The sequence below is a fragment of the Thalassovita litoralis genome, assembly GCF_900182725.1.
Taxonomy (GTDB): Bacteria; Pseudomonadota; Alphaproteobacteria; order Rhodobacterales; family Rhodobacteraceae; genus Thalassobius; species Thalassobius litoralis.
This window is the reverse complement of sequence record NZ_FXTO01000003.1, coordinates 214,887-234,561: the sequence shown is the minus strand read 5'-3', so window position 1 is coordinate 234,561 and position 19,675 is coordinate 214,887. Positions and strand designations below refer to the sequence as shown.

Here is a 19,675-nt window from a genome sequence, read left to right as displayed (position 1 = left end):
TGTCAGTCTTTGTCATCGGACGGTGTTTTTCTGCGTTGACCGTTTGGGTTTCAGGACGTAGACGATGGCGCCTCGAATGGCTGAATTTGCTGTGCCTTTCGACTGCACTGACACAACGCGCAACTAACAGGAAGCCTGCCCATGACCCGCTTTGCTGCCCCCATTTCCGAACAAATTTGGGACATGAAATACCGACTGAAAGAGGCGGATGGCACCCCCATCGACCGCACGGTCGAGGATACATGGCGGCGAATCGCGCGCTCTTTGGCAGAGGTCGAAGCGGATTCGGCCAAATGGGAAGAAAAGTTCTATACCGCGCTGGAAGATTTCAAATATCTGCCTGCGGGCCGTATCACTGCGGGGGCAGGGACGGGCCGTAAGGTGACGCTGTTCAACTGTTTCGTGATGGGAACGATTCCAGACAGCATGGCGGGTATCTTCGATATGCTGAAAGAGGCCGCGCTGACCATGCAGCAGGGCGGTGGTATCGGCTATGATTTCAGCACGATCCGCCCCAAGGGCGCGCCGGTGGCTGGCGTGGCTGCGGACGCCAGTGGGCCGCTTAGCTTCATGGATGTGTGGGATGCGATGTGCCGCACGATCATGTCCGCAGGTTCGCGCCGTGGTGCCATGATGGCAACCATGCGCTGCGACCACCCGGATATCGAACATTTCATCACCGCCAAATCGGACAGCGCCCGCCTGCGGATGTTCAACCTGTCGGTTCTGGTCACGGATGCCTTCATGGAAGCGGTCAAGGCCGATGGCCCGTGGGAACTGACCTATGGCGGTAAGGTTTTCCACACGTTGCAGGCCCGCGACCTGTGGAACAAGATCATGAAGTCGACCTATGATTTCGCCGAACCGGGCGTGATTTTCATCGACCGGATCAACAAGGCCAATAACCTGAATTACGTTGAAACCATCGCGGCAACCAATCCGTGTGGCGAACAACCCTTGCCGCCTTATGGGGCGTGTTTGCTGGGGTCGATCAACATGGCGCGTCTGGTCAAAGATCCCTTTGGCCCGGATGCCGGGCTGGATGTGGCGGCGCTGGACGATCTGGTGGCCACGGCCGTGCGCATGATGGACAACGTGGTGGACGCCAGCCAGTTCCCGCTGGAAGCGCAGGCGCAGGAAGCACAGGCAAAACGCCGGATCGGTCTGGGTGTCACCGGGCTGGCTGACGCGCTGCTGATGGTGGGGCTTCGCTATGGCAGCGAAGAAGCGGCGGCGCAGGCCGAAGCATGGCTGAAACAGATCGCGCGGGCGTCTTATCTGGCCTCGGTCGATCTGGCCAAAGAAAAGGGCGCGTTTCCGTTGTTCGATGCCGATAAATATCTGGCCTCGGGTAACATGATGCAGATGGATGACGACGTGCGCGATGCAATTCGCGAACATGGCATCCGCAATGCGCTGCTGACCTCAATCGCGCCGACGGGGACGATCAGCCTCTATGCCGGGAACGTATCTTCGGGGATCGAGCCGGTCTTTGCCTATGCCTATACCCGCAAAGTGCTGCAAAAGGACGGTTCGCGGACCGAGGAAGAAGTGGTGGATTACGCGGTGCAGATGTGGCGCGACCGCTTTGGCGATACGCCGCTGCCCGACTATTTCGTGAATGCGCAGACGCTGGACCCGCAGGCCCATGTGAAAATGCAGGCGGCGGCGCAGAAATGGGTGGATTCGTCCATCTCGAAAACCATCAACTGCCCCGAGGATATTTCCTTTGACGCGTTCAAGGATGTCTACATGCAGGCCTATGAAACCGGCTGCAAAGGTTGCACGACCTACCGCCCGAACGATGTGACCGGATCGGTTCTGTCGGTGAGCGAGACCAGTGACAAAGCCCCCGAAGCCGATAGCGGGGCCGACGTGATCTATATGGCGGAACCGCTGGATCGTCCGCAGGCCTTGGAAGGTCATACCTACAAACTGAAATGGCCCGACAGCGAACACGCCATCTATCTGACGATTAACGATATTCTGGTGAATGGCCACCGTCGTCCGTTCGAGGTGTTCATCAATTCCAAGAACATGGAACACTACGCATGGACGCTGGCGCTGACGCGGATGATTTCCGCCGTATTCCGCCGGGGCGGGGATGTGTCTTTTGTGGTCGAGGAACTGAAAGCCGTATTTGACCCGCGTGGCGGGGCGTGGATGCAGGGCAAATATATCCCTTCGATTCTGGCGGCGATTGGTGGCGTGATCGAACAGCACCTGATCCGTATCAACTTCATCGAAGGCGAAGGCATGGGCCTGAAGTCTGACCCGCAGGCGCAAGTGGTGAACCTGGATAACGCCCCGCGCGGCAAAGCCTGCCCAAGCTGCGGCCAGTTCGACATGCGCATGGTCGAGGGCTGCATGACTTGCGGAAGCTGCGGCCATTCCAAATGCGGCTAAGGCGAGGCGGGTAACCAGCCAGCAGAAAAACTCAAAGCTTGCTAGGCTATCCCCCCGTTTGGGGGATAGCCTAGTGCGCATTTAGACGATTACGCGGGGAAAAATGCGGCGGGGCGCACACGTTGGCAATGCCCGTGACAGGCTATCGTTCATCCTTGGATGGAACGAGGTTTTGCACATACGGGGCAATGCGCCGATCATGTTCTCTGCGGGCGATCTCGACGATCTTGTTGGCTAACGTATCGGTTGCCGAATGAAGAACCCGTCCACGGCGTTTGGCGACGGCCCATGTGCCATCAATCCCCAAATCTACAGGAATTTGTTTCAACACACCAAGCGCCAAGGCATTCCGCACTGTGCCTGAGGTTGTCAACAAGATCAGGTCGCTTTCGGCAACGGCGTCGCGTACCGCTGCGATATTGTGGCTGTCGATCGAAATGACCGCACCCGGATCGTCTTTCTTGCGTCCAAGAAAACGTGCGAATGCCTTGACCACGGTTTCAGGGAAGTGCGTGCCCGCAAAACGATAGCGCCCAAGGTCTGCGGAGGTTGGATGACGGATGTTCAGGATCGGATGACCCGCGCGGCAGAACGCCCCCCCTTGCATCGGCGGAAGTGCAACCATGTCCAGATCATCGACATCTTCCTTCAGGTCGCGCGTGTCCCCGACTATGAGATCCAGTTCGTTGTCCCGCATTGACCCAAGCAGGTCTGGTGTTTCACCGATGATGAGCTCAAGCGTGACATTTGGGTGGGCATTGTGCCATTCCGCAAGGATTGGTCCGCCCAACGATGTGGAAAACACCGCCGTCATCCCCGCGCGGATGTGACCAAATTCACCGGCCGACAGGTTATCGAGTGTTTGGTCAAGGTTGCGCGCTTCGAACAGGACGGCTTCGACTTGTCTTAGTATGACCTGCGCTTCCGGGGTCAGCCGGACAGGACGTTCCGAGCGCTCGAAGAGCAGAAATCCGAGCCGTTGCTCGAGGCTTTTGATCGCATTGCTGAGGGCGGGTTGAGTGATATGCGCCAGTTCTGCGGCCCTTGCAAAACTGCCTTCCCGCGCGATTAGCCAGAAATAGTGCAGTTGCGTCAAATTCTGCATTTTTCCCCTCCGTTCCGGCTCTCTTGGGCCATGTTACGCTACGTTCCCAATGTCTCGGATTGGCTCAACTGGCTGATCTTACGCCATATTTTCAATAGCATTTGCAATGTGAATGTTATCATTAAAAAAGTAAAGTGGAGTGAATGTCTCTAGATGCCAATACTAGGCCGCAACCGGGGTGTCGCAACCGGCATGACTTAGGAGGAGGTAACATGACATTCTACAAAACACTTGCAGCCGTTGGGTTGATCGCAATGACCGCAGTTTCGGGCGCTCAGGCAGAGACTGTTCTGAAGCTTGCAACGGCCGCCCCTGAGAAAACGCCGTGGGGCGCACAGGTCAATCGTCTGGCCGAAGCGGTTGCTGAGGAAAGCGAAGGTCGGCTCAAGATCGAACCCTATTTCAACTCGCAACTTGGCACCGAGAATGACACGCTGGCACAGTTGGCGCGTGGGCGGATCGAGATGGGGCTGTTCACTGTGAGCGCCGGTGCACAGCAGGCCCCCGAAGTCGGCCTGATGCAGCTTTATGGTCTTTATGAAAGCAATGACCAGCGGGCCTGCGTTCAGGACAACTATCTGACGGATGAAATTCGCGCGCGTCTTAGCCCTAAAGGCGTCTATTTCGGTGCGTGGGCCGAGGTGGGCAATGGTTGGCTGATGTCTGATCGCCCGGTCACAAGCCCCGAAGACCTGAAAGGGCTAAAGGTTGGCATTTCGGTCAACAAGATCAACTCTGCCTACTGGCAAACGATGGAGGCCAACCCGGTTCCCGTTTCGCCGGGCGAGGCGGCCTCGGCTTTGTCCACCGGCCTGATTGATGTGTATCCGACCGTTTACACTTTCTACATCCCGTCTGGCCTGAACAAGATCGCGCCGGTTGTGACCGAATACAACTATTCCAACGGTCCGGCCATGTGGGCCGTCAGCCAGCGCGTTATGGATCGCATGAGCGAAGAGGATCAGGCCGCGCTGAAACGTGCGTTTGATCGCTTCACCTCGAAGTCGATCATGGACGAAGTTTTTGCCTTCGAGAATGTGCTGCGTCAGATGCACGTCGATGGTGGCGGACAGGTCATTCCCGTCAGCGAAGAACAGGTCGCCAGTTTCCGTGCAAAGCTTCCCCCGTTCTGGGCCGAGATGACCGCCGAATACGGTGAAGACGGCGAAAAGATCATGAAACTGATCGAAGACGGCAAGGCAAACTGCGCCCCGTAATCTTCGACTAATTGGGCCGGGTCGCACGCATCTGTGATGCCCGGCCGCGTACTTTTTGACGGGAGTACCTCATGACCGGATCTACTTCGCCAACCGGGATCACGCGCGTTCTGGACATCTGGCATCTAATGGAACGCTGGATCGCCGTTATCGCCTTCAGTCTTATCGGATTGTTGATTTTCGCAGACGTCGCAGGCCGCGAGGTTATCGGTCCGGTTGGCCGTGCGCTGGGTTTCCAGATGGGGGCGAGCGGTGTCTACGGCGCAGGAAAGATGGCACTTTTCCTGCTGGTCATCGCGGCCTTCGCCGGGCTTGGGGTCAGCGTTGCGACGGGCGCACAGATTGTCCCGCGCGTCGCGTTCAAATGGATTCCCGAAAGCTGGGCACCTGCGGTTGATCGCCTTGGCAACCTCGTCAGCGCCAGCGTCTTCTTTGCGACGGCGTATTACGGCACGGTTTTCGTGATTTCGTCGCGGTCTATCGGAACGGTGATGCCCGGTCTCGACTGGCCCGTCTGGATTATTCAAACCGCTATCCCGATCGGATTTGCCTCGTCCGGATTGCGGTATCTGGCCTATGCCATCTGGCCCGACAGCGCCCCCATACGTGAGGAGATGCCAGAATGAGCGCGATCCTTCTTCTTGGCCTTGTCTTGGCGCTGCTGGTGCTGCGTCAGCCCCTGACCGTTATCCTGATTGCAGCGATTGCCTATGTGCATCTTGTCTGGGGGCATGGCTATCTTGACTACATCGTCGAGGATATGTGGACCTCGCTGAACAAAGAGCTGATCCTGTCGGTGCCACTGTTCCTGCTGTGCGGCGCGGTCATGACCGAAGGCACCGCAGCCCGGCGACTGGTGCGTATCGTCAGGGCGCTGACCGCGCCGACGCGCGGCGGGCTGGGCGTTGCGGCCATCATCAGTTGTGCCGTGTTTGCTGCGATTTCCGGCTCATCAATCGTTACAATGATTGCGGTGGGTTCCGTGCTTTACCCGGCGATGAAAGAGGCCGGTTATACGAACCGATTTGCCTTGGGTACTGTTGTGTCCGGCGGCACGCTTGGCATTATCATTCCGCCCTCGATCCCGCTTATCCTTTATGGTCTTGTGACCGAAACTTCGATTGTTGATCTGTTTCTTGCGGGGATCATACCGGGGCTGGTGCTGGTCGCGTTAATGACTGCCTATGCAATCTGGGCGAACCGCAACCAACCCGCGCAGAAAATGGATTGGCGTGAATTGCGTCTTGCTTTGCGCGAAGGGGTGTGGGCCGCGCTTTTCCCGGTAATCCTGCTGGGCGGCATCTATTCGGGTTACTATTCGCCCACCGAAAGCGCGGCTGTCGCGCTTGTCTATGCGCTGGTGATTGAATTCTTCATCCACCGCGAAATGACAATGCAGAAATATTTCAATGTTGTCACCGAGACCGCGAAACTTGGCGGTGCGCTGTTTCCTTTGATCGCCGTCGCCCTGTCGCTCAACCTTGTGCTGACGGAATACCGCGTCCCGGCGCAGATGGTTGAACTGGTCAGCGCATGGATTGACAGTCCGATTGCCTTTCTTGTCGTGATCAACCTGCTGCTTTTGGCGGTTGGTGCCTTCATGACGACGAATGAGGCGATCCTGATCCTTGGTCCGATCCTGATGCCCGTGGCACAGGCCTATGGGTTTCACCCGGTCCACTTCGGGATCATCATGATCGTCAATCTGGAAATCGGGTATTTGACGCCGCCTGTCGGCATGAACCTGATGGTCGCGCTGGTGACGTTCAAGCAAAGCTTCAATGAACTGGTGAAGTCGGTGCTGCCCTATATCGCCATCATGGTGTTAGGCCTGATCCTGATATCCGTGATCCCGTGGCTGTCCTTGGGATTGCTGTGACCGGCCTGCCTGTTTGGAAAGGAAACACCCATGAGTACGATATCTGCTGATACCACCGCTCGCCTGCGGTCCCAAGTGAGTGTGCCCAAGCTGCTGGAATGCGGCGAGGTCGCGCATTGGTGGTGTACCCATATTTCCGAATGTATGCCGACCGCGATGGTCCCAAGTGCGCAACCCGCCGCCATACTGGAGGCCGCCCCAATCGCTGGGGTGATGGATATCGCCGCCGAGACCGAGTTCGGCACCCTTGCACTGCGTGATTTCCTGACCCATCCGCAAAGTGGCGCACGGGCGATTGTCGTGATCAAGGATGGCAAGGTCGCCGCCGAAAGCTATCCTGACCTGCGCCCCGAGCAGGCCCATCTTTGGGCGTCCTGCGCAAAACCTATGGCCGGGTTGATGATCGAGCATCTGATCGAGGCCGGTCAGATCGACGAGACCAAGGGTATAGGCACCTACATCCCCGCGCTGCGCGATACCGACTGGCAGGATGTCACTGTCCATGACGCGATGGACATGACGCCGGGCATGGATTGCGAAGAAAACGAGGAAACACGCGCCAATCCATCGTCAAACGCCATCCGCGCCTTTCTGGCAGAGTTCGGTGTGCCTCATAACGGTAAAACCGAAACATTGTTGGAGGTGCTTCAATCCAGCAAACGTGTCGGTACACCGGGCGAGAAATTTGAATATGGCTCTCCTTGTACGCAGGTATTGGTCTATCTGGCCGAGGCTGTCTCGGGCCTGCCTTGGCCAGAGCTATTTCGACAGAACGTCTGGACACATGTCGCGGCTAAGGGGCCGGTTCAACTCCATCTTTCGCCCGACGGGGTGGCGCTGGCGCACGGGGTGGTGTCTTCCCGATTGCTGGATATGGCGCGGTTCGGGATGCTGTATACCCCAAGCTGGCCCAAGGTCGCCGCGAAGCAGGTGATCAGCGATGCCACACTGGCCCGCATTCGCGGCGGTGTGCGCGACAAGGCGTTTTTCATGAACGGCTATGACGGGCCGGTTTTTGTTGATCGCTTTGGCGACGACACGATGCTGGGGAATGCGCGTCAGTGGGATTGCATTTGGCCCGATGGCGACATGTACAAGGGCGGTTTCATGGATCAGGGGCTTTATGTCTCGCCCAGCCGAAATCTGGTGATCGCGTATTTTTCCACCACACCGAACATGCAGATGACCCGCTATCTGCGCCCGATCGCAACCTCAGACCTGCTTGCCTGACCATCCGAAACGGAGTTTTCCCATGACCGAGTACGTACCAACGAAACGCCTTGAGATGACGCTGGAAGACCGGCTGCACCAAGACGAAGGCTGGGTCTACATGACCGGGATGCAGGCGCTGGTCCGGTTGCCGATCCAGCAGCGCAAGCGGGACGCGGCGGCGGGCCTGAACACCGGCGGATATATTTCGGGCTATCGTGGTTCGCCTATCGGCACTTACGACATGAATCTGTGGCAGGCCGAAGCCACCCTGAAAGAGTATAACATCCATTTCCAGCCGGGCCTGAACGAGGATCTGGCTGCCACGGCAACATGGGGCGCGCAGATGGTCGGCACCTTTCCGGGTGCCAAGGTCGATGGGGTGTTTTCCATCTGGTACGGCAAGGCACCGGGCATGGACCGTTCGATGGACCCGCTACGCCACGCCAATCTGGCCGGAACGAACCCCAAGGGCGGGACGCTGTTGCTGGTGGGCGATGATCATGGTGCCAAATCCTCGACGCTGGCCTGCTATTCCGACCTGAATTTCGCGTCCTTGGGCGCACCGCTTCTGGCGCCTGCGAATGCGCAGGATGTTCTGGATATGGGGCTGCACGGGATCGCCATGAGCCGCTATAGCGGCACGCTGAGCGGCATGAAACTGGTCACTGATGTCGTCGAGGGCGGTGGGTCGGTCTATGTCTCGCCAACCAGCCCGGAAATCGTCATCCCGCCGATGGATGGTCCCGATACGTCGATCAAGCCCTTCACGCCGATCCCTTTGCAAGAGCAAATGCTTTGGGATGTGAAACTGCGCAAGGTGCTGGCCTATGCCCGCGCCAACCATCTCAACAAACAGGACGGGCCGGATAACGCCCGTATCGGCATCATCGCAGCGGGTAAGGCGTGGCAGGACTTGTCACAGGCGCTGGCGGGCCTTGGGTATCAGGACGGAAAAATTGGAAACCTGCCCGTGCGGCGGCTCAAGGTCGGCATGGTCTGGCCGCTTGACCCGCAGTTGATCGCGGACTTCGCGGAAGGGCTGGAAACGGTCATCGTGGTCGAAGAAAAGCGCCCCCTGCTGGAGGACCAGATCCGCGCCATGCTGTATGGTTCGGGCAAGGCACCGCGTATCGTAGGCAAAACCTATTCCGGGCAGGCCTATTCGGCTGATCCCGACGCCTGTGCCTTCCCCAATTTTGGCGAGATCGACCCCGGCAAGATCACCGAGGTATTGGTCAAGATTGCCAAGGAAACCGATCCCGATTGTGGCCTGTCCATGCCCAACCGTCCCGAAGCGCCGCCCTCTCTTGGGGCGGGGGCTGTCCGTTTGCCGTCTTTTTGTGCGGGCTGTCCGCATGGCCGGTCGACACAGGTGATCGACGGCAGCCGGGCCTTGGCCGGGATCGGCTGTCACACGATGGCCATGCTGCGCGACCCGCTGAAGACGAATTCTGTCAGCCACATGGGCGGCGAGGGTGTCATGTGGCTGGGCCAATATCCCTTTACCGACGAACCGCACGTCTTTTCCAATATGGGCGACGGCACATATTTCCACTCCGGCCTCATGGCGATCCGGGCTGCCATCGCGACCAAGGCTAATATTACCTACAAGCTGTTGCACAACGGTTTTGTCTCGATGACCGGCGGGCAGCCGCATGATGGCGAAATCAGCCCCGAACAAATGGTGGCGCAGTTGCGCGGCGAAGGGGTGGAGCGGATCGCGCTGGTCACTGATGAAGTCGAGAAGTTCGACGGCAAGGGCATCTTCTCGGGCGGGGTGAGCCTGCATCCGCGTACCGAACTGGAACTGGTGCAAAAAGAACTGCGCGAGATGCCCGGTGTCACCGTCATCATCTATGATCAGCCTTGCGCAACGGAACGTCGCCGCCTGCGCAAACGCGGCAAATGGGTAGACCCGGACAAGCGGGTTTTCATCAACCCCGAGGTCTGCGAAGGCTGCGGCGATTGTTCAACCGTGTCCGCCTGCATGGCGATTGAACCGCTGGAAACCGAACTGGGGCGCAAGCGCAAGATCAATCAGTCGTCCTGTAATAAGGACTTTTCCTGTGTCGAAGGGTTCTGCCCCTCGTTTGTCACCCTGTCCGGGGCGACGCCGCGCAAGGCACGGCGCAAGGATGTCACCATCGACGTCAACCACCTGCCAGAGCCGGTAATGCGCCCGATTGATGGGTCTTGGTCCATCCTTGTGTCCGGCATCGGCGGGGCAGGGGTTGTGACCGTGGGCCAGACGCTTGCGGTGGCGGCCCATGCGGACGGATATTTTTCCTCGAACTTAGACATCACCGGGCTGGCGCAGAAATATGGCGCGGTCCACAGCCACATCAAGATCGCCAGCAGCCCCGACGACATGCGTGCCACCCGGATCGCCACGGGCGAGGCGGATGCGCTGATCGGCTGTGATCTTGTTGTGGCCGCAGGGGATGAGGCGCTGTCGAAACTGACGCCCGGCAAGTCCGTCGCGGTAACGGACACGACCGTTGTGCCAACGTCCGAGTTTTCCAAAAACCCTGATTGGCAGTTGAACGGCGATGAACAGGTTGAGCGCCTGACCCGTGTGCTGGGGGATGCGACCGTGGCCTTCGATGCGCAGGAACTGGCGGAAAAGGTGATGGGCGACCGCGTATTCGCCAACATGGTGTTGATGGGGGCCGCGTGGCAGCAGGGTGGGATTCCCCTGTCGCTTCAGGCGATCCATCGCGCGATTGAACTGAACGGCGTGGCCGTACCAAAGAACAAGCAGGCCTTCGATCTGGGCCGTCTGGCTGTCGCGGCCCCGCAAGAGGCGCTTTCGCTGGCGGGGGACACGGCACCGATCCTGTTGGACACCCATCGCGAGCCGACGCTGGACAAGATCACGGCCCTGCGCGTGAAGAACCTGACCGAATACAAGAATGCAGCCTTTGCCAAATCCTATTCGGATCAGGTGGCGCGGGTGCAGGCGGCGGGCTTGCCAGAGGAGGCCGTCACGGCGGTGGCCAAGGGGTTATACAAGCTAATGGCGGTCAAGGATGAATGGGAAGTGGCGCGGCTTTATTCCAAGCCATCGTTCCGCAAACAGCTGAATGAGACCTTCGAGGGCGATATGGAACTGACCTTCTACTTTGGCGCCTGGCCCTATGGTGGCACGGACCCAAAGACCGGCAAGGCGGTCAAGGGGGCGGTCAAAGGCAAGACGGCGATGCGTTTCTTTGGCCTGCTGAATCGGCTGCGCGGGCTGCGCGGCACGATGTTCGATCCGTTCCGCAACAATGACGAGGCGAAACTCGCCCGGAAGCTGTTGGCCGATTATCAGGCGGATATTGATTTCGTGCTGGCCAATTGGACCGAAAACAAGGCTGAGGCCATGACTGAATTGTTGGACCTGCCCGAACATATCCGCGGCTATGGCCATGTACGGGAACGCCACGCAAAGGATGCGCAGAAACGTCGTGACGAACTGCGCAGTGCAATTCAAAACCAAAAGGACAAAGCCGCATGACGCCTTTTTCCCACGGTGACGACCACATGCGCGACGCCATCACCACAGAAGCCGCAGCGCATACGCTTGCTAAACACATCATCCGCGAATTCGAGTGAGGAGCCACACCGATGAAACTTAGATCCGACCGCGTCACCCAAGGCGCATTGAACACGGGTGTACGTGCATTGTGGCGCGCCACCGGCACTCAACCCGAGGAGTTTGGTCGCCCGATTATCGGTATTGCCAACTCCTTTACCGAAATGGTGCCGGGCCATGTGCATTTGCAGGCGCTTGGGCGATTGGTGGCCAAGGAAATCCGCGCTGCCGGGGGCGTGCCCAAAGAGTTCAACACCATCGCCGTGGATGACGGTATCGCGATGAGCCACGAAGGCATGATGTATTCGCTACCCTCGCGCGATCTGATCGCGGATGCCTGTGAATACATGGCAAATGCTCATGCCATCGACGCGATGATCTGCCTGTCCAACTGTGACAAGATCACACCGGCGATGCTGATGGCCGCCAATCGGCTGAACATTCCCACGATCTTTGTTTCGGGTGGGCCGATGGAAAGCGGCAAGTTTGACTACCGTGGGCAGACACGGCGCATTGATGCCATCGACACGATCTATGTGTCCAGCGCCCCGGATGCCACGCAAGAAGAGATCGCCGCCGTCGAAGAAAACGCGTGTCCCACCTGTGGTTCTTGTGCGCTGATGGGGACGGCCAATTCCATGAACTGCCTGACCGAGGCCTTGGGCATGGCCTTGCCCGGTAACGGCACCATCGTGGCCACACATACCGACCGCGAAGACCTGTTCAAGAAGGCGGCGCAACGGATCGTGGAAATGGCCAAGGTCTATTATCGCGATGGTGACGACAGCGTGTTGCCGCGCTCGATCTGCACGCGCGAGGGGTTGGAAAACGCCGTGCGTATGACGATGGCAATCGGTGGTTCCACGAACACGATCCTTCACCTGCTGGCTGTTGCCCGCGAAGCCGGGGCGGATTTCAGCATCGACGATTTTGATCGGATCAGCCGGGATACCCCTTGTTTGTGCAAGGTGTCCCCCTCGGCCCACGAGGTCTTTATCGAGGATATGCACCGCGCGGGGGGGGTGATGTCAGTGGCCCACGAATTGCTGAAGGCAGGCAAGTACAATGGCGATGTGCCCACCGTTCTGGGCCAGCCCGTCGCAGAATATTGCGCCGATTGGGACATTACCAATCCAGACAATACCGAGGCTCGCAAACTGTTTTCCGCCGGTCCGGGTGGTATCCGGTCGATCAGCGCCTTTTCACAGTCGAGCCGGTTCAAGGAACTGGATACCGACCGCGAAAAGGGTGTCATCCGCAACGCCGAACACGCCTTTACCGCCGATGGTGGCCTTGCCGTTCTGCGGGGCAACCTTGCGCCGGATAGCTGCGTGGTGAAATCGGCTGGGGTGCCCGACCCCCTTTGGCAGTTCCGTGGCACGGCGGTTGTTTCCGAAAGCATGGAAGAGGCGCTGGAGAAAATCCAGAACGGTACGGTGCAGGCGGGAAACGTCGTTGTCATCCGCTATGAAGGGCCGCGCGGCGGGCCGGGTATGCGCGAGATGCTGACACCCACCGGCGTGATGAAAGCGATGGGTCTGGGTGACAAGGCCGCGTTGATCACCGACGGGCGGTTTTCGGGTGCGACCTCTGGCCTGTCGGTGGGGCATGTCTCGCCCGAGGCCGCCTCTGGCGGGGTGATCGCTTTGGTCGAAGATGGCGATGTGATCGAATTCGACATCCCCAATCGCCGTGTGCATCTGGATGTGTCCGATGACGAACTTGCCCGCCGCCGCGAAGACATGAACGCTCGTGGTGACAAGGCGTGGAAACCCGCGACCCGTCAACGCGAGGTTTCTACAGCACTGCGGGTTTTTGGGTTGTTGGCCGGGTCCGCAGACAAGGGCGGCGCCCGAGATACAGAACGTCTGGCCCGGTTGGAACGGCTGTCGGCCGAAGGCTAAGGGAAAGGACCAAGGATGACAAAGATTGTGACCCTGTCTCGCCCGCTGCCGTTGCCTCGAATCCAGGCTGACGGAGAAGCGTTGGAATTTGTGCCGGTTTCGTCTGCGGCGGAAATCCCGGAAAAGGCGCTTGCGCATATTTCTACGGCAGTTGACCCGGTTGATGGCGATTTCATTGCCGCCATGCCGGAAGGGCTGCGCCTGATCGCTAATATCGGCGTCGGTGTGGATAATATTGATCTCAAGGCCGCATCGGCACGCGGGATCACGGTGTCCAACACTCCTGTCGTGACCGAGGATACCGCCGATCTGGCGTTCGCCCTGATCCTTGGCGCGGCACGGCGCACGGGGGAGGGCGAAAGATTTCTGCGGGCAGGGTCTTGGGCCGCCGGAGAGGCCCCGTCACCGCTTGGCACCCGCGTTCATAGTCAAACGCTTGGGCTTGTGGGCTTTGGCCCCATCGCGCAGGCCGTCGGACGGCGGGCTAAGGGGTTCGGGATGAATGTGCTGTACTGGAACCGCACCCGCCGCGAAAGCGCAGAAGCGGCCATTGATGCGACTTTCGTACCGGATATGGCCGATCTGCTGGGGCAAAGCGATTTTGTCTCGGTCCATACCGCGCTGGCCCCGGCCACGCGCAACCTGATTGATGCCAAGCGTCTTGGGCAAATGCGCAAGGGGGCTGTTTTGATCAACACCGCACGCGGCGGCATCGTGGACGAGCAAGCGCTTTGCGACGCATTGAATACAGGCCATATCGCGGCTGCCGGTCTTGATGTCTTCGCCGGGGAACCGAAGGTGATCCCTGCGCTGTTGGAACGGCAAAATGTGCTGTTAACCCCGCATATCGGGAGTGCGACCACGGCCTGCCGAATGGACATGGTGCAATGTGTCCTTGCGAATGTCGTTTCGTTTCTTGAAGGTGGCAGCGTTTTGAACCCGGTGACGCCCGAGTGATCCCACGCCCTGAATTTTGAAGGAACCATCATGCCCACCATGAATCTTGTCCCCGCGTCCACCGAAGATTATCGCCGCATTGCCGAGCGCAAGCTGCCACGGTTTCTGTTTGACTATGTCGATGGGGGGGCGTTCGGCGAAACCACGTTGGCAAAGAACACCGCCGACTTCTCGAAAATCGTGCCACAACAGCGTGTGATGCGGGATGTTTCGGAGGTTCAGACTTCCACGACGCTTGCTGGCCAAGAAACTGCGATGCCCCTTGCTTTGGCTCCGGTCGGGATGGGGGGGATGCTGGCCCGCCGGGCCGAGGTGCAGGCCAAACGCGCGGCGGATGCGGCGGGGGTACCGTTCACGCTTTCGACAGTGTCGATCTGTTCGCTCGAGGAAATCGCTGCGGTATCTGACAAGCCATTCTGGTTTCAGCTCTACATGCTGCGTGACCGGGATATCGTGACGGAAATCCTTGATCGTGCGTGGGGCCTTGGGGTGCGCGTGCTGGTCTTTACGGTCGATCTGGCCGTTGTAGGGGAACGGTATCGCGATGTGCGCAACGGGATCGCGGGCGGTGCCAGCGCTTGGGGGCGTATTTTGTCCGGGCCGCTGTCCTATCTGTCGCATCCCACTTGGCTGATGGACGTTGGGTTCAAGGGCAAGCCGCATACTTTCGGGAACCTTGCCAGCTATGTTCCGGCTGCGACCAACCCCACCCAATATCGCGAATGGGTCGGAAACCAGTTTGACGCATCGGTGACGTGGAAAGATATCGAATGGTTGCGCAGCGTCTGGAAAGGCAAGCTTATGATCAAGGGCGTCCTGTCGGCCGAGGACGCCGCTGCGGCGGTCGGGGCCGGGGCGGAGTCCGTGATCGTGTCAAATCACGGCGGGCGACAGCTTGACGGGGTGGCCTCCAGCATTTCTGTTTTGCCCGAAGTGGTCGCACGGGTGGGCGACGCGGCTGAGGTTCTGATGGATGGCGGCGTGCGCAGTGGGTTGGATGTATTCCGCGCACGGGCGCTGGGGGCGAGTGGTGTCCTGATTGGCCGGTCATGGGCCTTTGCGGTAGCCGCACGCGGCGAGGCAGGAGTGACCGGCCTGCTTACTGCCTACCGCAAGGAATTCCAGAGCGCGATGGCCCTGTGTGGTGTCACGAATGTGGCGGACATCACATGCCACTCTATAGCCCAAACTTAGCACGACTTTGCCTATTATGCGACAGAAGCGTGATGCGTCTGCCCTGCGTGCAATTCGGTCGGGCGCTTCCAGCGCAAGCTGAGGCACATGTAGAGGCATTGTTGATGGCGTACAGCCCCCCACTATAAATTGGGGGGGCGCGATGGATGCGTGTTTCAGAACAGTTTTCAGCGTGTGAAACGGTGCCAGCAAAGACCAGCCCGGCGGCAAGCCGAGCCGATTTCAAAGTTTTGAATGTCATTGGCCCCTCTCCGTTCCGCATTAAGGGACTCACAGGGAACGGGCAGTCGTCCAGTAAACTGGGGGACTCCATTTTCTGCAATGTGGTAACGGCCTGTTTCGATCTGGGGTTCACTGGGTATTTCGGAAGAAATTCGGAGAATCGTGCTTCCTGTTTCGTGATCGCACGGCATGAAATTTCGATGGTTTTCACGACCCGACGATGAGGGTGTCCTGACGCCCCAACACCGCATGACTGTCAGGGAACTTTCGGAAAATGACGTAATTACATGGCTTTAAATTTATGTGAACAATTGTCCAAAAAAAATCTGGACAAAAGTTCAAAAATTTTTGATGCTTTTAGACAGGGAGAATTTCGCCGGACGTTCAGGCTGCTGTTTCAAGGCCACCGTCAGGCACCAAATCAAAAAGGGAGGAGGCCCCGGATGCATGCGCAGGCGTTGCAACCGTCAAGACGGTCATTTCTGAAACTTGGCGCCATCGGTTTGGCTGCCGTTGTCGGTGGCGGATATATCGCTGCCCGGATCACGGATGGATCAGCGGCCCCGCTGTTACCCCAAGCCGCCAACCTAAGCGCGGAAGTGCAGCAAATGCTGTACCGCGTGTTTGATGGCGTGCTGCACGGCATGTTGCCGCAAGGGCGCGAACAGGAATTGCTGACCAAAACCGTTGGCGCGCTGGATTACGGCATTTCCGGCCTGCCGCCGCATATCCAAAAGGAACTGACCGGGCTGTTGTCCTTGCTGGCCTTTGCGCCGGTGCGGTTCGCCCTGATTGGCCGCTGGAGCGGCTGGCAAAATGCCACGCGCGAAGATGTCACTGCGCAGATGAACGATCTGAAAGGGTCGGACAAGGATTTGCAGCGCCTGATTTATATCACCCTGCACGATCTTGCGACCTCCAGCTTCTACGGGCTGGAAGAGAGCTGGGAATTGGTGGGCTATCCGGGGCCGTTGGTCACGGGACCGGGCGAAGAAGTCTGAGGGGAGGATAAATTATGTCTGTCATGGATACCCGCGATATCATTGATGCCTCGACCCTGACGGGGGACAAAACGATCGACGCTGATGTTGTCATCGTTGGCACCGGGGCCGGGGGTGGCTTTACCGCCGAAACCCTGACCCGCGCCGGGCTGAAGGTGGTGATGGTCGAAGAAGGGGCGTATCATACCGCCAAGACTTTTTCCCAGAACGAGGCGATTGCCACCGCGATGCTGTACCAACAGGGCGGTGCGCAGAAAACCAAGGATGGCGGCATTCTGGTGCTGCAAGGCCGCTGCGTGGGTGGCGGGACCACGGTGAACTGGACCACCAGCCTGAATACCCCCGGCTTTACGCTGGACACATGGGCGGGGGATTATGGGCTGGGCGATATGGCCCGCGATAATCTGGCCCCGTATTTCACGGAAGCAGGCGAACGTCTGGGCATTGCCCCGTGGGTCGAGGTCGAGCCGAACAACAACAACGGCAAGCTGGCCGAAGGCTGCGCCGCGCGGGGGATCGAATGGTCACGCGTGCTGCGCAACGTGCGCCATTGCGCCAATACCGGCCTGTGCGGTCTGGGCTGCCCGGTCAACGCCAAGCAATCGCAGATGGTGACGACGGTGCCTTGGGCGCTGGATAACGGGGCCAGCATTGTTGTAAAGGCCCGCGCGAAAAAGCTGATCCATGACGGCAAACGGATTTCCGCGCTGGAGGTCGCCGCGCTGGACGGGGCGACGGTGCAGGAAACCGGGCGCAAGATCACCATCCGGGCGCGTCATTTCGTGCTGTCGGCGGGGGCGATCCGCACGCCGGGGCTGATGATGGCCTCGGACTTGCCGGACCCGTCGGGCAAGGTGGGCAAGCGTACCTTCCTGCATCCGGTTGTCCCGGTGGTGGGTGTGTATAAAGAAGCGATTGATGGCTTCCACGGTGCGCCGCAAACGGTTTACAGCGATCACTATATCACCCCGAAATCCGACCGTATGGGGTTCAAGCTGGAAACCATCCCGACCACCAGCATGATCCTGTCCAGCTTCCTTGATAAACGGATCGGGAAGGATCACGCCGAACGGATGAAGCAGCTACCGCATTACGCCTGTTTCAACGCGCTGCACGGCGATGGCCACCACGCGGGCGAGGCCTGTGGCACGGTGGAAATGACGGATAATGGTCCGGTGGTGGATTACCCGATCACCGATCTGCTGAAACGGTCGGCCCGGTATGCGATCGAAGAACTGGCCGAACTGCAATTCGCGGCGGGGGCGGAAAAGGTTTCGTGCTGGCATGTGGATGCGCCCGATTTCACATCCATGAGCGCGGTGAAATCATGGGTTGCGGATGCCGATATGGGGCTGCTGAAACAGCTTTACGGTTCGGCGCACGTCATGGGCGGCGCCCCGATGGGGGTGGATGAAAAATCCGGCGTTGTGGATGCGGACGGGCGGCATTTCGCCATCGAAAACCTGTCTGTGCATGATGCCTCGATCTTCCCGACCTCGGTCGGTCTGAACCCGCAGTACACCATTTACGCAACCGCGTTGCGCAATTCCAAAACGCTGGCCGCCGCGCTGAGCTGAGCCGCAGAAAGGAACCTGACATGAACCAGATCACCACTGAATTTACCGCGGCGGATCAGATCGACGCCGATATCGCCCACCTGCGCACGGCCTTTGCCAGCGGCAAAACCCGGTCATTGCAATGGCGCAAGGCGCAGCTCAAGGGGATCATCCGCCTGATCGACGAACAAGAGGACGCGATCATTGCCGCCATTCAGGCCGACCTGCGCAAAAGCCGGGTCGAGGCGTTCATCGCGGAAATCGCCGCGATCAAGAAAGAAGCGCAATATGCGCTGAAGAACCTGAAACGCTGGACCAGCAAGAAAAAGGTGAAAACCCCGATGCTGGCCCAACCGGGCAAAAGCTGGCTGCAACCCGAACCCTTGGGTGTGGTGCTGTGCATTACCGCGTGGAATTTCCCGTGGCACCAATCGCTGACCCCGATGGTGGGGGCTTTTGCAGCGGGTAACTGTGTGCTGGTCAAACCGTCTGAACTGTGTGCCACCAGCGCCGCGTTGATTGCGAAACTGTACCCGCAATATCTGGATCCGGATGCCGTGGCCATCGTGCAGGGCGGCCCCGAGGAAACGCAGGCCTTGCTGCGTAATAAGTTCGATCACATCATCTATACCGGCGGCGGCACCGTGGCGCGGATCGTGATGACGGCGGCGGCGCAACACCTGACCCCGGTCACGCTGGAACTGGGCGGCAAAAGCCCGGCCATCGTGGACAAATCCGCCGACATCAAAATGACCGCGCGGCGGCTGGTGTGGGGGAAATTCCAATGCGCCGGGCAGATTTGTATCACTGCCGATTATGTCTTTGTTCACAAAAGCAAAAAGGCCGAACTGATCGCGGCGCTGAAACAGGAAATCGCCAACGGTCTGGGGGCTGATCCGCAGCAATCCAATGATTACGCGCGCATCATCAACGCCCGCCACCATGACCGCCTGACGGGTCTGCTGAGCGAGGGGCGCATTGTCCACGGTGGCCGCCACGACAAGGCCGATCTGTATATCGAACCCACCATCATCGAAGACGCCCCCGAGGGCGGCAAGCTGATGTCGGATGAAATTTTCGGCCCGATCCTGCCCATCGTCGAATGGGAAAAGGAAGAAGACATCTATGCCTGGATGGCGACGCGGGACAAACCGCTGGCGCTGTATGTCTTTGCCGATGACAAAGGGTTCCAGACCCGCATTGTGGACCGGATCAGCGCGGGTAACGTTGCGATCAACGATCTGATGCTGTTCGTCGTGGTGCCGGAACTGCCCTTTGGCGGGGTCGGGGCCAGCGGCATGGGGTCTTATACCGGCACGCAGGGGTTCTGTACCTTCTCGCATTTCAAGCCCGTGTTGAAACGCGGCAAGCGGATGGATCTGGATGCGCGGTATGTGCCTTATAACAGCAAGAAGGAAAAAATCATGCGGCTGGCCTGGCGATAA

The 19,675-nt window shown here is 59.0% G+C and carries 13 protein-coding genes; 12 read left to right on the top strand and 1 reads right to left on the bottom strand.

Annotated elements, in window-relative coordinates:
• The first annotated feature begins 141 nt into the window (after nucleotides 1–141).
• Nucleotides 142–2,406, top strand: coding sequence for an adenosylcobalamin-dependent ribonucleoside-diphosphate reductase (locus FN828_RS04795; protein WP_142492251.1), 2,265 nt, complete (start codon nucleotides 142–144; stop codon nucleotides 2,404–2,406).
• A gap of 142 nt (nucleotides 2,407–2,548) precedes the next feature.
• On the opposite strand, the gene FN828_RS04790 is transcribed toward FN828_RS04795, so the two are convergent.
• Nucleotides 2,549–3,511, bottom strand: a complete 963-nt coding sequence (locus FN828_RS04790; protein WP_142492250.1) for a LysR family transcriptional regulator — start codon at nucleotides 3,509–3,511, stop codon at nucleotides 2,549–2,551.
• A gap of 212 nt (nucleotides 3,512–3,723) precedes the next feature.
• Between FN828_RS04790 and FN828_RS04785 the strand changes: the two genes are divergently transcribed.
• From FN828_RS04785 to FN828_RS04735, 11 genes are all read left to right on the top strand, one after another.
• The gene (locus FN828_RS04785) at nucleotides 3,724–4,728 is read left to right on the top strand and encodes a TRAP transporter substrate-binding protein (protein WP_185958932.1); all 1,005 of its coding nucleotides are present in this window, start codon (nucleotides 3,724–3,726) and stop codon (nucleotides 4,726–4,728) included.
• A 71-nt stretch (nucleotides 4,729–4,799) separates the two neighbouring features.
• A complete protein-coding gene (locus FN828_RS04780; RefSeq protein WP_142492248.1) occupies nucleotides 4,800–5,354 on the top strand; it encodes a TRAP transporter small permease in 555 nt (184 codons plus the stop codon).
• Entirely contained in the window at nucleotides 5,351–6,607 is a 1,257-nt protein-coding gene (locus FN828_RS04775) for a TRAP transporter large permease (RefSeq protein ID WP_142492247.1), read from the top strand. Before FN828_RS04780 ends, FN828_RS04775 begins: the two co-directional genes overlap by 4 nt.
• 30 nt (nucleotides 6,608–6,637) lie before the next feature.
• The gene (locus tag FN828_RS04770) at nucleotides 6,638–7,837 is read left to right on the top strand and encodes a serine hydrolase domain-containing protein (protein WP_142492246.1); all 1,200 of its coding nucleotides are present in this window, start codon (nucleotides 6,638–6,640) and stop codon (nucleotides 7,835–7,837) included.
• A 22-nt stretch (nucleotides 7,838–7,859) separates the two neighbouring features.
• Entirely contained in the window at nucleotides 7,860–11,318 is a 3,459-nt protein-coding gene (locus FN828_RS04765; RefSeq protein ID WP_142492245.1) for an indolepyruvate ferredoxin oxidoreductase family protein, read from the top strand.
• Nucleotides 11,319–11,428: 110 nt separating this feature from the next.
• Nucleotides 11,429–13,300, top strand: a complete 1,872-nt coding sequence (ilvD, locus tag FN828_RS04760; protein ID WP_142492244.1) for a dihydroxy-acid dehydratase — start codon at nucleotides 11,429–11,431, stop codon at nucleotides 13,298–13,300.
• A 15-nt stretch (nucleotides 13,301–13,315) separates the two neighbouring features.
• Nucleotides 13,316–14,257: a 2-hydroxyacid dehydrogenase gene (locus tag FN828_RS04755; protein ID WP_142492243.1), complete on the top strand. Its 942-nt coding sequence runs from the start codon at nucleotides 13,316–13,318 to the stop codon at nucleotides 14,255–14,257.
• 30 nt (nucleotides 14,258–14,287) lie between these two features.
• Nucleotides 14,288–15,451: an L-lactate dehydrogenase gene (locus FN828_RS04750; RefSeq protein WP_221930525.1), complete on the top strand. Its 1,164-nt coding sequence runs from the start codon at nucleotides 14,288–14,290 to the stop codon at nucleotides 15,449–15,451.
• 665 nt (nucleotides 15,452–16,116) lie between these two features.
• Entirely contained in the window at nucleotides 16,117–16,674 is a 558-nt protein-coding gene (locus FN828_RS04745) for a hypothetical protein (protein ID WP_185958931.1), read from the top strand.
• A 14-nt stretch (nucleotides 16,675–16,688) separates the two neighbouring features.
• Nucleotides 16,689–18,251, top strand: coding sequence for a GMC family oxidoreductase (locus FN828_RS04740; protein ID WP_142492241.1), 1,563 nt, complete (start codon nucleotides 16,689–16,691; stop codon nucleotides 18,249–18,251).
• Nucleotides 18,252–18,271: 20 nt separating this feature from the next.
• Nucleotides 18,272–19,675, top strand: a complete 1,404-nt coding sequence (locus FN828_RS04735) for an aldehyde dehydrogenase family protein (RefSeq protein ID WP_142492240.1) — start codon at nucleotides 18,272–18,274, stop codon at nucleotides 19,673–19,675.

Excerpts from the sequence above, each read along its gene's own strand:
- FN828_RS04795 (WP_142492251.1), top strand. The coding sequence starts at position 142 with ATGACCCGCTTTGCTGCCCCCATTTCCGAACAAATTTGGGACATGAAA.
- FN828_RS04790 (WP_142492250.1), bottom strand. The coding sequence starts at position 3,511 with ATGCAGAATTTGACGCAACTGCACTATTTCTGGCTAATCGCGCGGGAA.
- FN828_RS04785 (WP_185958932.1), top strand. The coding sequence starts at position 3,724 with ATGACATTCTACAAAACACTTGCAGCCGTTGGGTTGATCGCAATGACC.
- FN828_RS04780 (WP_142492248.1), top strand. The coding sequence starts at position 4,800 with ATGACCGGATCTACTTCGCCAACCGGGATCACGCGCGTTCTGGACATC.
- FN828_RS04775 (WP_142492247.1), top strand. The coding sequence starts at position 5,351 with ATGAGCGCGATCCTTCTTCTTGGCCTTGTCTTGGCGCTGCTGGTGCTG.
- FN828_RS04770 (WP_142492246.1), top strand. The coding sequence starts at position 6,638 with ATGAGTACGATATCTGCTGATACCACCGCTCGCCTGCGGTCCCAAGTG.
- FN828_RS04765 (WP_142492245.1), top strand. The coding sequence starts at position 7,860 with ATGACCGAGTACGTACCAACGAAACGCCTTGAGATGACGCTGGAAGAC.
- ilvD (WP_142492244.1), top strand. The coding sequence starts at position 11,429 with ATGAAACTTAGATCCGACCGCGTCACCCAAGGCGCATTGAACACGGGT.
- FN828_RS04755 (WP_142492243.1), top strand. The coding sequence starts at position 13,316 with ATGACAAAGATTGTGACCCTGTCTCGCCCGCTGCCGTTGCCTCGAATC.
- FN828_RS04750 (WP_221930525.1), top strand. The coding sequence starts at position 14,288 with ATGCCCACCATGAATCTTGTCCCCGCGTCCACCGAAGATTATCGCCGC.
- FN828_RS04745 (WP_185958931.1), top strand. The coding sequence starts at position 16,117 with ATGCATGCGCAGGCGTTGCAACCGTCAAGACGGTCATTTCTGAAACTT.
- FN828_RS04740 (WP_142492241.1), top strand. The coding sequence starts at position 16,689 with ATGTCTGTCATGGATACCCGCGATATCATTGATGCCTCGACCCTGACG.
- FN828_RS04735 (WP_142492240.1), top strand. The coding sequence starts at position 18,272 with ATGAACCAGATCACCACTGAATTTACCGCGGCGGATCAGATCGACGCC.